The 12,867-nt window shown below is 40.2% G+C and carries 11 protein-coding genes; 6 read left to right on the top strand and 5 right to left on the bottom strand.

Annotated features, from left to right (window positions below; all coding sequences use genetic code 11):
• Positions 1-60 precede the first annotated feature (60 nt).
• Complete coding sequence (locus WG954_RS15450) at positions 61-1,425, bottom strand: exonuclease domain-containing protein (protein WP_340437589.1); 1,365 nt, start codon at positions 1,423-1,425, stop codon at positions 61-63.
• 471 nt (positions 1,426-1,896) lie between these two features.
• Between WG954_RS15450 and WG954_RS15445 the strand changes: the two genes are divergently transcribed.
• The gene (locus WG954_RS15445; protein WP_340437588.1) at positions 1,897-4,527 is read left to right on the top strand and encodes a valine--tRNA ligase; all 2,631 of its coding nucleotides are present in this window, start codon (positions 1,897-1,899) and stop codon (positions 4,525-4,527) included.
• Between the two features lie 18 nt (positions 4,528-4,545).
• A complete protein-coding gene (locus WG954_RS15440) occupies positions 4,546-5,016 on the top strand; it encodes a hypothetical protein (RefSeq protein WP_340437587.1) in 471 nt (156 codons plus the stop codon).
• Positions 5,017-5,083: 67 nt separating this feature from the next.
• Here the strand turns inward: WG954_RS15440 and WG954_RS15435 are convergent, their stop codons facing one another.
• Positions 5,084-7,909, bottom strand: a complete 2,826-nt coding sequence (locus tag WG954_RS15435; protein WP_340437586.1) for a hypothetical protein — start codon at positions 7,907-7,909, stop codon at positions 5,084-5,086.
• Between the two features lie 69 nt (positions 7,910-7,978).
• On the opposite strand from WG954_RS15435, the gene WG954_RS15430 reads away from it, so the two are divergent.
• Both WG954_RS15430 and WG954_RS15425 read left to right on the top strand, forming a co-directional pair.
• Complete coding sequence (locus WG954_RS15430; protein WP_340437584.1) at positions 7,979-8,692, top strand: PrsW family intramembrane metalloprotease; 714 nt, start codon at positions 7,979-7,981, stop codon at positions 8,690-8,692.
• 36 nt (positions 8,693-8,728) lie between these two features.
• Positions 8,729-9,022 carry a hypothetical protein gene (locus tag WG954_RS15425; RefSeq protein ID WP_340437583.1) on the top strand — a complete coding sequence of 98 codons (294 nt, stop codon included), beginning with the start codon at positions 8,729-8,731 and terminating at the stop codon, positions 9,020-9,022.
• 2 nt (positions 9,023-9,024) lie between these two features.
• On the opposite strand, the gene WG954_RS15420 is transcribed toward WG954_RS15425, so the two are convergent.
• Both WG954_RS15420 and WG954_RS15415 read right to left on the bottom strand, forming a co-directional pair.
• Complete coding sequence (locus WG954_RS15420; RefSeq protein WP_340437582.1) at positions 9,025-9,333, bottom strand: hypothetical protein; 309 nt, start codon at positions 9,331-9,333, stop codon at positions 9,025-9,027.
• Between the two features lie 94 nt (positions 9,334-9,427).
• Positions 9,428-9,925 carry an Lrp/AsnC family transcriptional regulator gene (locus WG954_RS15415; protein ID WP_340437581.1) on the bottom strand — a complete coding sequence of 166 codons (498 nt, stop codon included), beginning with the start codon at positions 9,923-9,925 and terminating at the stop codon, positions 9,428-9,430.
• A 116-nt stretch (positions 9,926-10,041) separates the two neighbouring features.
• Here WG954_RS15415 and ahcY point away from each other — a divergent pair, with 116 nt between their 5' ends.
• Entirely contained in the window at positions 10,042-11,370 is a 1,329-nt protein-coding gene (gene ahcY / locus WG954_RS15410) for an adenosylhomocysteinase (RefSeq protein ID WP_340437580.1), read from the top strand.
• Between the two features lie 208 nt (positions 11,371-11,578).
• Positions 11,579-11,962, top strand: a complete 384-nt coding sequence (locus WG954_RS15405) for a cupin domain-containing protein (protein WP_340437579.1) — start codon at positions 11,579-11,581, stop codon at positions 11,960-11,962.
• Positions 11,963-12,041: 79 nt separating this feature from the next.
• Here WG954_RS15405 and WG954_RS15400 read toward each other — a convergent pair whose 3' ends face one another.
• Positions 12,042-12,746, bottom strand: a complete 705-nt coding sequence (locus tag WG954_RS15400; protein ID WP_340437578.1) for a twin-arginine translocation signal domain-containing protein — start codon at positions 12,744-12,746, stop codon at positions 12,042-12,044.
• Between the last annotated feature and the right edge of the window lie 121 nt (positions 12,747-12,867).

Here is a 12,867-nt window from a genome sequence, read left to right as displayed (position 1 = left end):
AATATTTAAACGGTTTTCTGGATTTTGGAATTTGGGTTTTGGATTTTCTTGCTTTTAATATTACAACCACACAACTTTATCGGGTTGTTCTAAAGCATATCGCTTGATGATGTTTCTTACAAAATCATATTCCGGGTATTCCTGCAATTGATTACGCAGTTCATCTTTTGCACTGAAATCAAATTCTGGTGCCACATATCCCATTCCATAAAAACGACCGCCTTCCATTAAAATACAACTGTCTTTTTCATTAAAATAAGATCGCTCCCGTATTGCAAAACTTGGTAATTCCTGCTTTAGTTGATCCACAGCTTTTTGCACCCTTTCATTGTAAGCAGCTGCCGGTTCGGTTCCATTGCAAGCCCCTTTGCATCCTTCAGCACTGCAAACACGATCATTCGATGTATCAATAAAACAAAGCTTGTTGCACAATTCAAACTCCTTGATAAGTCTCTTTAATTCTGTTACACCTTCGTACCTGCTGTAAAACAAATGCACAGCCGGGAGATGTTTATGTTTCCGGTCAACCGCCAACCGCATGTAACCATTTCCATCTTCATACAAGTACAAACCATAACTTGCTTCGTACCCTTTAATAGCACGGTTATACTTTGGCCACAGTCGTTTGATCTCGATCGTTTCCAACACCGAGGCCATCAACTCAGTGCCACATTGTTGATAAGAGATGCGATGGATGTTTCGTTGAAATTCCTGTTTTTGACGGGAAGGTTTGTTATTGGAAAAATGACTGGTAACACGCTTCTTTAACTGCAGGGCCTTACCCACATAAACGATCTTATCTTTTGCATCATGAAAATAATACACACCAGGTGTGAGTGGTAATTGATCAATATCTTCTTTATTGAGATGTAGCGGCAGATATTGTTCTTTCGATTGCTTCCCGATCATTGTCTGCAAATGATTATTCACATCATTCTTGCGCAACAGTTCCAGTAATTGAACAGTTGCTTTTGCATCACCCGCTGCCCTGTGACGGTTGTACAATGGAATTTCAAAATGCCTGCAAAGATTGCCTAAGCTGTACGATGCAAGTTTTGGAAAGATCTTTCTTGCATAACGAACAGTACATAATTTTTTACAGTTCAGATTGTAGCCAAGCGATTGTAATTGGTGATTAACAAACGAGTAATCGAAGTTGACGTTATGCGCCACAAACACTTTTCCTTGGAATAGCTCCATCAGACGTGGGGCAATTTCTTCAAACGAAGGTGCCAGCTGCACCATATCATCTGTGATACCTGTTAACGATTGTACAAAACGGGGAATTGGTTGATGCGGATTGACCAGCGTTTCAAAACTATCTACAATATGCTGGCCATCATGGATATAAACTGCTATTTCAGTAATACCGTTTGAAGCCGCATACCCTCCAGTTGTCTCAATATCTGTTATTGCGTAAAGCATAGTCACGTAGATATACGTATCGGCAATTTAAAATAAAAACAACAGATTTTTTGCCGACTGCTCAAACTAAAGTAAATTCGTATAAGATTTACCTCTACCACTCCTGTAAGAACTCAACAGTACGATTAGAATTCCGTATTTCCTGTGAAGTAATTTGTAACCTTTTAAACGTAAAAGTTATGGCATCAAATTCATCACAAATGAGTGACACAGTGAAAACTACAATTTTTGTAATTGTATTTTTCGCAGCGATTGCATTGATTACCTTATTAATGTTCGGTTAATCAATTGCCTATGATAAGAAATTTACTCAATTGCTGTTCGTAAGAACAGCTAAGTACCTTTTTCACCTTTTTTTAAAGCTCCAGTAATGGAGCTTTTTCATTTCTATCCCCTTCTCAACCAGAGGATTCCTTCGGCCAATCAGCCTCGCTTTCCTTAACTTTGCCCACCAAAAAAGATACATCCTGCATGGAACTGAGCAAGAATTTTGAACATAAGGCATCCGAAGAAAAGTGGTACAGCTACTGGAACGAACAGAAGTATTTCAACAGCACTCCTGACGATCGTGAACCTTATACGGTCGTGATCCCTCCGCCCAATGTGACAGGCGTGTTGCACATGGGCCATTGCCTCAACAATACCATCCAGGATGTGCTTGTTCGTCGTGCCCGTATGCAGGGTAAAAATGCCTGTTGGGTGCCGGGTACCGACCATGCTTCCATTGCAACCGAAGCAAAAGTGGTGCAGATGCTCCGTGAAAAAGGGATTCAGAAAGCTTCCATCAGCAGGGATGAATTTCTCGGCTATGCCTGGGAATGGAAAGAAAAATACGGCGGCATCATTTTACAGCAGTTAAAGAAAATGGGTTGCAGTTTAGATTGGGAACGTACCAGTTTTACAATGGATCCCGATTACTACCAATCTGTGATCAATGTGTTTGTTGATCTGTATAATAAAGGGTTTCTCTACCGTGGCAAGCGCATGATCAACTGGGATGTGAAAGCAAAAACTGCTTTGAGTGATGAAGAAGTGATCCGGAAAGAGACCAATCAGAAACTTTATCATCTTCAATATAAAATTGAAGGAACCGATGAACATATCATCATTGCCACTGTTCGACCTGAAACCATCATGGGAGACACAGCGATTTGTGTGCATCCAAAAGACGAGCGCTACAAACACCTGCATGGCAAGTTTGCCTTTGTTCCGCTTATCAACCGCCGCATACCCATCATTACTGATGAATATGTAACAATGGATTTTGGTACAGGTGCATTGAAAGTTACGCCTGCGCATGATATGAACGATTACCAGTTGGGTCAAAAGCACAACCTGGAAGTAGTTGATATTTTCAATGAAGATGGAACATTGAATGATGATGCACAGATATTAATTGGCGAAGACCGTTTTGAAGCAAGAAAAAAGATCGTTGTTGAACTTGAAGAAAAAGGTCACCTCATTAAAACAGAAGATTATACCAGTGAAGTTGGATATAGCGAACGCACCGATGCAGTTGTTGAACCACGTTTGAGTTTGCAATGGTGGGTAGATATGAAAAAGATCTCCGGCCCTGCACTGGATGTGGTGATGAATGATGATATAAAATTCTACCCCGCCAAATTCAAGAATCTCTATCGTCATTGGATGGAGAATATTAAGGATTGGTGTATCAGTCGTCAGCTTTGGTGGGGACATCGTATCCCTGCTTGGTATGATGCTGATGGAAATTATGTTGTTGCGGCTACACACGAAGATGCGCTGCAACAATATCAAACAAAATTTGGTAAAGCTCCTGTTGGCAATACACTTTCACAAGATGAAGATTGCCTCGATACCTGGTTCTCTTCCTGGCTCTGGCCTTTTGAAGTGTTTAAAGGTTACAGCAATCCCGGCAATGCAGATGTGCAGTATTATTATCCAACCAATACCTTGGTCACTGCTCCCGAAATTATCTTTTTCTGGGTGGCCCGTATGATCATGGCTGGCATGGAATACCAAAAAGAAATTCCATTTAAAGAAGTTTACTTCACAGGTATTGTGCGAGATAAGCAAGGACGTAAGATGAGTAAGAGCCTCGGCAATTCTCCTGATTTGCTTGAGTTGATCGACAAATATGGTGCAGATGCCTGTCGCTTCGGCATCCTCATCTCCTCTCCGGCAGGTAACGATCTGTTATGGGACGAAAGCAGCAATGAACAAGGCCGCAACTTCAACAACAAATTATGGAATGCATTGAAGCTGGTGAAGATGTGGGAAGCAAGGACGACAGGCAACGGACAACAGACCACAGCTGAAAGTAATTTTGCTGTTGAATGGTTTGATAACCGGTTAAATGAAGCGAAAGCTGAGATCGATCAGTTGTTCAAAGAATTCCGTTTGAGTGAAGCATTGAAAACGATCTACTCACTAATCTGGGATGATTTCTGCAGTTGGTACTTGGAATGGGTGAAGCCTGGTTTTGAACAACCGATCGACGCTGCAGTATATAACAAAACAGTTGATTTCTTTGAAGAGCTGATGCAGTTGCTTCATCCGTTTATGCCGTTTATTTCAGAAGAAATTTACCACGCATTAAAAGAAAGAGCAGCAGGTGACGATATCACCATCAAACAAATTTCAGCAGCTGCAAAAGCAGATAAAGAGGTATTACAACTTGCTATTCAATTGAAAGAAGTGATCACTGCTTTGCGTGATATTCGGGTGAAGAACCAGATCAAACCAAAAGAAGCCATTAAACTTTCAATTGAAACAGATCAGCAACAGTTATACCGGGCAATTGAATCAATACTTGCAAAACAACTGAATGCTGAGAGTATATCATATGTATCTGCATCTGTAGCTGGTACTATTTCAGCAGTTATCCAAAAGGATAAATTTTACATTGCAACTGAACAGGCAATTGATACGTCTTCTCAAAAAGAACAGATGCTCAAAGACCTTGAGTACCTGAAAGGATTTCTTCTGTCTGTTGAAAAGAAACTCGGCAATGAACGCTTTGTGCAGAACGCTAAACCAGAAGTGGTAGATATTGAGAAGAAAAAGAAAGCCGATGCCGAAGCCAAGATCAAAGCAATAGAAGAAAGCCTTGCATCGTTATAACACAAATCAATAAGATTCATGTTGCTGAAAAGACCATTCCGTTTACTCTTGCCTCTGTTGGTGTTGCTTTTAAGTTTACAAACAAAGGCGCAGAACAAACCGAAGCCTAACACCTTAAAACCACCGCCACTTCAAACATTTTGGGGCAAAACAAAGGGTGGTGATCTTCCGCTTGAAATGGTTTTAACAACTATTGACTCGGCTGTGTGGGTAATCGACGATAAAAAAAACCGTTATCATGTGTCACGTTTTATTGTGGTGCATCGCAGCAAGGATAAATATGAAGATGAAAAAACAGGTGAAATAAAAAGCAAGTATAACTCTACTGCAACCAACGTTAGAAATTCCGGCTACTTATCGAAACTCTGGCAAAAAAATCTGTACGAGATCATTAAAAAGGAAGACGAGATCATTATCACGGATATTATTGTGAAAGACCGGTTTGGCTATTATTATACTGCACCCGAAATCAAAATAAAGGTGATGTAACTAATAACACAAAAAAGAAAAAGCCGATTGAAAACCCAATCGGCTTTTTCTTTTTACTTATACTCAACTAGAACAAATCCAACGGCAACACCAACTCAAACTGATGTGGGTTGCGATTCAATCCAAGATCATCTACACTTAACAAATAACTGTAACGCACACCAAACGAAAACGGCTGCACATTCCACAAGCGTGTATCAAAAAACAATTCTCCTCCCACAGATTCAAATGGAAACACATTCCCCGTTCGCAAACTTTTGATAGCCGTGTAATCATAAAATAGATTTGCCCTCACCCGCAGGAAATAGATCATCTGGCCAATTCCGAATTCAGGATAGGCAATAGGGAAATGATAGTTCGTGCTGAAGCGCCACATACGTGGATAGTTGAAAGCAGCATATCCTCTTGCAAAAGGAAAATTATTACTGAAAGCAGAACCACGAAGTGTATCACGTGCAAAGCCTGTTGCAAAAAAAGCAATACTGTGATTCCGGAATAAACCAGGAACATAAAATCCGATATTGCCTTGTAACTGATTACCTAGTTGCCCATCTGTAGTTCTTCTGTATCGCAACGATATAACATTTGCCCACTTGGGAAATATTTGTTGCCTCGCCTGCTGACTTTGTGTAACCCAGTTAAGGCTGGTGCTGATATAATTGAATTGCTGATCTTTAAGAATCTTCTTGGCAATACCTGTGAAGTTGAATTGTTCAGTATTGTAAGTGGCAGACAGCGTAAGATTCTTATACGTTGTTCCTCCCGTAAAGTTCAGCGGAATACTAAAACCTGCATTCAGATTTGTTTGGTTGAATGTGATTGTTGTATCCTCATTCAATGCAAAATTCCTGTTCCATGTTTGGGATGCACCAACTGATAATTGCGGATACCATCCACCATAGATCAAATCGGCCGACACCTGGTTATAACCCTCATTGCGGTTATACGTATATCCATATTCACCAACGAATGTGTTGAGAATATTCTGGCTATAGAATGTGATGCCGTAATCGGGATCATCTGCAAAAGGCCTCCAGCTATGAATGTTCAACAACCCTTTGCCTGAGCGATAACGAGTTACTTCACCAGCTAAAGGCTGTACATTTTTCAACAGGTCAGTAGCTGCAAATGTTTTACCGGATAAATACAGATCACTTAATGGAGTAGCTGATTTCTCCTCCACCAGTTTTGCTTCACTCAACTTTTGTTTCAGCAACATATTACCATCAGCAGTAAATGTGTTCCAGATAATTGTTTGCGATTTTGTATCAAGACTTGCCTGGTAATTTCCATTGGGTAAATCAGCTGCACGAAACAACTTTTTACTTTTTATATCATACAAATACAAAACATCTGTTCCTTTTTGAGAAGAAGTAAACAACACCGTATCACCTGCCACCTGCACATACGCCAATACTGCATTGCTGAACGGAAATAAAATCTCTTCCTGCTTCGATGAAAGATTTGTTTGCAACAATGTCATTTCCCCTTTTGTATTTCTCACAGCACTGATCACAGAAGAACCATCAGCAGTAAAACGGGGATAGGTATAAATGTATTGATTTGCGTTTGACAGATCAACAACTCCACTGTCATTCAATTGCAGTAATCTGAGATTTGTTTGTTGATCTGTTCCTGCATTCACGGCAACAACAGCAGTTGCATCGGGCGAAATATCTGGCTGGAATAATCTTGTTTTGCTGCTGATCTTTTTAACTTCATTGACTCTTGTGTCCCATACCTTGAGTACAGAATAAGTTTTCCATCCCCAACGGGCATCCGTATCGAAAGCCGTGTACACAACCCTCCCATCTCTGTAAGAATAATAACTATCATCGGCAATATCTTTCACTCTCAATTTTTCTTCCTGTCCATCTGTATGAATACGCACCCATCTCGGTATTTGCCTATAACCCGACTTCAACACCAAAACACTCCCATCATCCGTAATAAACGGATACTCATAATTCACCACACTGTTCTTTGTTGGCTTATTGATCGATTGAAGCGACTGAAACACCGACGATTCTTTTGTTTTCATTTCCTCTTTATACCAGTTGAATGCATCGTTCACAAACTGTTTGTAAGCAACGCCTGTATGCCGCTTCACTGCTTTTTGATATGGATAAAATAATCCTTTAAAATCCAGCGCATCGTTGTTCACTTTTGTCCACAGATCATTGCCATATTTTTCACGGCCATAACTTACCAGCAGATAACCGAGATCATAATGATTGGGAACAAAGTGACGATAAGAACCGTTGCGTAATTTCTCGTAAGAATAATTTTTATTCGCTAACCAAAGCGAGCGATAGGAATTAAAGAAAGAAGGCAATCGTCCACGCCCCTGTTTACTGTTCACTGTTTCCTGCCATACAGCATCACCTTCCCAAAACCAATCGGGCACAGCAAGATTCATAGCAACCGCTTGTCCTTCCTGACCAAAAAAGAAACCTGCAATTTTTGGAATGGTACGATTGAAGTTTGAAAACTGCTCAATATGCCTGAATTCATGTAAGGTTAAATACTGATGCCATGGAATACTGCCACTACCAAGATTCGACAGATCAGGCATCATATAAAATTCACTGCGCCACGGTGCCGGGCCAACATATGCATTTGAGGCCGTGGTTTGATTTTGCAGCACAACATTGAACTTTCGTAATTTATATCCAAGCGATGAAGCTGCTGAATCACGCACCAACTGATGTGATAACCAGGCCGCTTCTTTTGCTTGTTTCTCCAAACCTTTTGGAAAGATGATACGCACAGTATCGGTATTCAACTGGTAAAACTTCAGTGAAGGTGGATTACCTCCAAAGCGTTGCGCTTTTAACTGGCAAGTCAACAAAACAGAAAATACAATCGTTGCAATAAAAGATTTCCGATTCATACTTAAAAATAAATTGAACTGAGCAAATAAAATCATCTTCTGCAAGTATCTTTAAGCAATTTCACCGCCATGCTTCTGCTCGCCCTTTCCATTGCACCCGGTATTGCTATCAGTCTTTACATTTTTCTGAAAGACCGGTTTAACCGTGAGCCACATTTCAACCTGCTATTATGTTTTCTGCTCGGGTGCCTAAGCATTATCCCCGCAATCATTATTCAACTACTTACGGTAAAACCTGTAGAAAGGTTGATGGGTGGTGGAATTTTGTATACAGCCGTGTTTGCCTATATCATTGTTGGGCTGAGTGAAGAATGGAGCAAATACATTATGCTTCGGTCGTATGCTTATCCCAGGAAAAGTTTTGACGAACCTTTTGATGGCATTGTGTACAGCGTAATGATCGGGATGGGCTTTGCAACAGTAGAGAATATTTTGTATGTGCAGCAACATGGCTTAGGCACTGCAGTGGTGCGTATGTTTTTAAGTGTACCTGCACATGCAACATTTGCCGTTCTCATGGGGTATTTTGCAGGTAAGGCAAAGTTTAAACCGGAACGAAGAAAGTTTTACTTGTTCACCGGTATTTTCTGGGCTGCATTCTTTCATGGAACCTATGATTTCTTTTTATTCCTGCAGGGAAATCCCACTGTCAATAAATACCTGAGCGATGGTTTATTGTTTGTTGGAGCAGTTGGTTCCTTCATCTTTGCAGTATGGCTTTCAAAGAAAGCCATTAAAGAGCATCATAATCTTTCAAAGAATATGTTTCATCCCGATATTTAAAGAGCAACAACAAACTCAATTCAAGATATAAGGCAAATGAAGTTCAATTTCTCCGATCGTTTTCTTAACATCAGTATTACAATTGTATTATACTTACTCTACATCGTTAACTTGTTCAATGTTTACATCACACCCGGCTTTCCATATCGCAATGCACTTCTTGTTTATGCATTCTGGGCTTTCCCCATTATAAGCCTGTTCTTTTCCGCCCGTTACTTTATCAAATTAACAAGAGGAGAACCTGAAGCAAAACCATTTGTTGCTATTCATGTATCAGCACTCATTATCTTCTTCGGCTTCATTATTTACCTGCTCCCAAAAATGGAATAAGATTATTGGTTATGATGATCAACCAGCTTCTTCATCATATCAGATCCCACGACATCGGCTGAAGTGCCATAACCATTTACAAACACTCCTTTGTGTCCGTCTTTCGATTCAATGGCATATACAATTTCTTCGTCTGATGGATTGGTATCACCTTCAAACCGATAAATCTCTTTGATCTCAAATTCTTCGGGTTCAAGATTGAGATCGGGATTGAAACATTGCAAAGCATTTGTCTGCAAATTGAAATCAAGCGTAAATCCTCTTGCTTTTAAGTCGTTGATTGCTTCGGTTACAGTGTCGTAGTTGTACATAGATGTTTAATTTATAGTTGATAATTTGAAAATGATAATTATTCGCTGTTAAACGTCCTACGAGGGCACCTGACGTTGCATACATCGAACTTGTCTACACCATCACATGTGTCTGCTTCAACACGCCCATCACAAATACGCTCTGCACGTTACCGATGTTTTCGCTTTGACTCAGTTTGTTTACATGAAAGTTATAATAATCATCCATGTTTTCTGCCACCACCTTCAACATGAAATCAAACTCGCCTGAAATATTATAGCACTCGATCACTTCAGGCAGCTCGTTAATATGCTTAATAAATTTTGTGCCTGCATTTTTGCTGTGCTCTTTTAGCGATACATAACAGATCACCATCAACCCTTTCTTTACTTTTGCATGATCGATCAAAGCCGCATACTGTTTGATTACACCACTTCGTTCAAGCCACTTGATACGTTCGTGCACAGGCGTGGTACTCAGGTGTACTTTATCAGCGATCTCTTTCACCGTCATCCTTGCATTTTGTTGCAGGAGACGAAGAATGCTGAGGTCGGTTTTATCGAGTGTAACCGATTCTTTAGTCGTTTGTTCTGTTTTCGTCGCTTTTGCCATGGGTAATCAGGTTTTTATCCTTTTATATACCACCAAATTAGAATGATTTCCTGAATTTATTCACATTCGTATTATTTTATCCTGAAAAACTACCTTTGCCATCTAAAACATTACATATGTCAACGCTCACAAGAAACACAATTGACTTCGATCTGAAGTACAAAGTAAAAGATATCACATTGGCCGAATGGGGCCGCAAAGAAATTCGTTTGGCGGAAGCAGAAATGCCTGGCTTAATGAGTCTTCGTGAAGAATATGGCGCTTCTCAACCATTGAAAGGTGCACGTATTGCCGGTTGTTTGCACATGACCATTCAAACAGCTGTGTTGATTGAAACATTGATTGCATTAGGTGCTGAAGTAAAATGGAGCTCTTGCAACATCTTCTCTACACAAGATCAGGCTGCTGCTGCAATTGCTGCTGCAGGTATTGGTGTTTATGCATGGAAAGGTCAATCGCAAGAAGAAGCTGATTGGTGTATTGAACAAACATTGTTCTTTGGTTCACCTGATCGTCCGTTGAATATGATCCTTGATGATGGCGGTGATTTAACCAACATCGTATTAGATAACTATTCTGAACTCGTTGCCGGCATTAAAGGTTTGAGTGAAGAAACAACAACCGGCGTTCACCGTTTATATGAGCGTATGGCGAAAGGTACATTACCAATGCCTGCGATCAATGTTAACGACAGCGTTACAAAATCTAAGTTCGATAACAAATACGGTTGCCAGGAAAGTTTAGTTGATGCGATCCGTCGTGCAACTGATGTAATGATGGCTGGTAAGGTAGCAGTTGTTGGAGGTTATGGTGATGTGGGTAAAGGAAGTGCCATGAGTTTACGTGGTGCAGGTTGTCGTGTAATTGTTACTGAGATCGATCCTATTTGTGCATTGCAAGCTGCAATGGATGGCTTTGAAGTAAAGCGTATGATCGATGCAGTGAAGGAAGCGGATATTATCGTTACTGCTTCAGGTTGTCGTGATTTGATCACTGGTCAACACTTCAAATTGATGAAGGATAAAGCAATTGTTTGTAACATTGGACACTTTGATATTGAAATTGATGTTGCATGGTTGAACCAAAACTATGGCAATACAAAAGATACCATTAAACCACAGGTTGATCTTTATAACATCGATGGTAAAGATATCATCCTGTTAGCTGAAGGCCGTTTGGTAAACTTAGGTTGTGCAACAGGTCACCCATCATTCGTGATGAGTAACTCATTCAGCAACCAAACATTAGCGCAGATTGAATTGTGGCAGAACCACAGCAAGTACGAAAACAAAGTGTACGTTCTTCCAAAACATCTGGATGAAAAGGTTGCACGTTTACATCTTGCAAAAGTTGGTGCTACATTAGATGAATTAACTCCTGCACAAGCTGAGTACCTCGGTATTCCACAGAGTGGTCCGTTCAAATCTGAATTGTATCGTTATTAATAAAGAGCAAGAAGTTATTTGCTTCATGCAACAAACAAAACCCGTTTCAAATGAAACGGGTTTTGTTTTATAATCATTAAAACGGTCTGTTTTGTATTGCTATGCAATTTAATCGAATAAGCTGCCAAAATAGTTTACATTTACTAATATCGTTTTACAAGAGGCCATTTCGAATTACATGAATGGGAATCATATAAAACAGAAAAACATGCAAAGTAACAATATGCAGGACGACAACGGAGAATTGGAAAAAGGAAAACCACATGTAGTGGTTGAGATTATCGATTATGTCCCTAATGCTGTGGTAAGCAAAACGATCATCCGCAAAACAACGGGAAATGTTACGGCACTTTCCTTTGATCAGGGCGAAGAACAAGGTGAGAAAATTACCCCCTTCGATACTTTTGTTCAGATCATCGACGGGAAAGCTGAGATCACCATCGAAAACAATAAACATGAATTGCATTTAGGAACAGGGATTATTATTCCTGCTCACAAAATACATTACATCAACGCTTTTGAAAAATTCAAAATGATCTCAACAGTAATTAAAAGTGGTTATGAAAATGTTGCACCCGGCTTTTCAATGTAAAAGCTTCAATTGCCCAACTTATTACTGATTATAAACAATAATCCCTCGCTGATGAAAGATCAACGAGGGATTACTTTTATCAACCGGCGAAAATATAACCGCACCCATGTTCCTGTGCCCTGCCTAATGCCCATACGCCTGAAGGAACAGGTTGAATATTTGGCAGTATACCGGCGAGCCATTCCTTACGAATAGCTTCCACATCCATTTTCGCCATACCTGCTGCAACAGCAGAATAAACGGAAAATGCCGCCTGGCAGTAACAGAACATTACACCATCTTTTTGCAGATCATTAATACCCAACGGTACTGCACCAATACCAGGAATTACAAAATCATCCGGCTTTGGTTGCCAGAAAGGATTGCGTGTTGCCGCTTTACCTGTCTTTGGATCATTGGCTTTAAACAATTCACCAAGCTTATATTTTTCCCAGAGCTTATCTTCCATAGCATAGCCAATGGCTGTATGCCGCAGCACTACCACAACACTGCAATCTTTTGGAGCAGTGCCCGTAGCCTCGTTGGTCATCAGGAAAACTTTTGGCCATGCAAACGGATACACCTCGTGCGGTTGTGTAGCATCAAACACCATTCTGTGTTTTCCTTTGATCTGTTTAAACCATTCGTCGGGATTGCTTTCATCGGCTAAAACGTCATCATTTAGTAATGGTGCTGATTGAACTGCTTTTGGCAAAGAAGCCAAACTTAATGCAGCAGCACCTGCAGCAACGGCAGTCAAAAATTTCCTGCGTGCCGGTACATGTTTTTGCGTTTTCTCTTTCATTGCTTTTTTGTTTTTAGGTTTTGAAATAAAACGAGGGTAAGCACAGATGCTGCTGAATAAATAAATGACCCACAAAGCAGCTGTTAGAATTAATAGATTCGGATTGCAGGAAGTAAGTATT

The sequence above is a fragment of the Lacibacter sp. H375 genome (assembly GCF_037892425.1).
GTDB lineage: Bacteria > Bacteroidota > Bacteroidia > Chitinophagales > Chitinophagaceae > Lacibacter.
This window is presented reverse-complemented; position numbering and strand designations above follow the sequence as displayed.

Coding starts and splice junctions, on each gene's coding strand:
- WG954_RS15450 (WP_340437589.1), bottom strand. CDS start 1,425: ATGCTTTACGCAATAACAGATATTGAGACAACTGGAGGGTATGCGGCT.
- WG954_RS15445 (WP_340437588.1), top strand. CDS start 1,897: ATGGAACTGAGCAAGAATTTTGAACATAAGGCATCCGAAGAAAAGTGG.
- WG954_RS15440 (WP_340437587.1), top strand. CDS start 4,546: ATGTTGCTGAAAAGACCATTCCGTTTACTCTTGCCTCTGTTGGTGTTG.
- WG954_RS15435 (WP_340437586.1), bottom strand. CDS start 7,909: ATGAATCGGAAATCTTTTATTGCAACGATTGTATTTTCTGTTTTGTTG.
- WG954_RS15430 (WP_340437584.1), top strand. CDS start 7,979: ATGCTTCTGCTCGCCCTTTCCATTGCACCCGGTATTGCTATCAGTCTT.
- WG954_RS15425 (WP_340437583.1), top strand. CDS start 8,729: ATGAAGTTCAATTTCTCCGATCGTTTTCTTAACATCAGTATTACAATT.
- WG954_RS15420 (WP_340437582.1), bottom strand. CDS start 9,333: ATGTACAACTACGACACTGTAACCGAAGCAATCAACGACTTAAAAGCA.
- WG954_RS15415 (WP_340437581.1), bottom strand. CDS start 9,925: ATGGCAAAAGCGACGAAAACAGAACAAACGACTAAAGAATCGGTTACA.
- ahcY (WP_340437580.1), top strand. CDS start 10,042: ATGTCAACGCTCACAAGAAACACAATTGACTTCGATCTGAAGTACAAA.
- WG954_RS15405 (WP_340437579.1), top strand. CDS start 11,579: ATGCAAAGTAACAATATGCAGGACGACAACGGAGAATTGGAAAAAGGA.
- WG954_RS15400 (WP_340437578.1), bottom strand. CDS start 12,746: ATGAAAGAGAAAACGCAAAAACATGTACCGGCACGCAGGAAATTTTTG.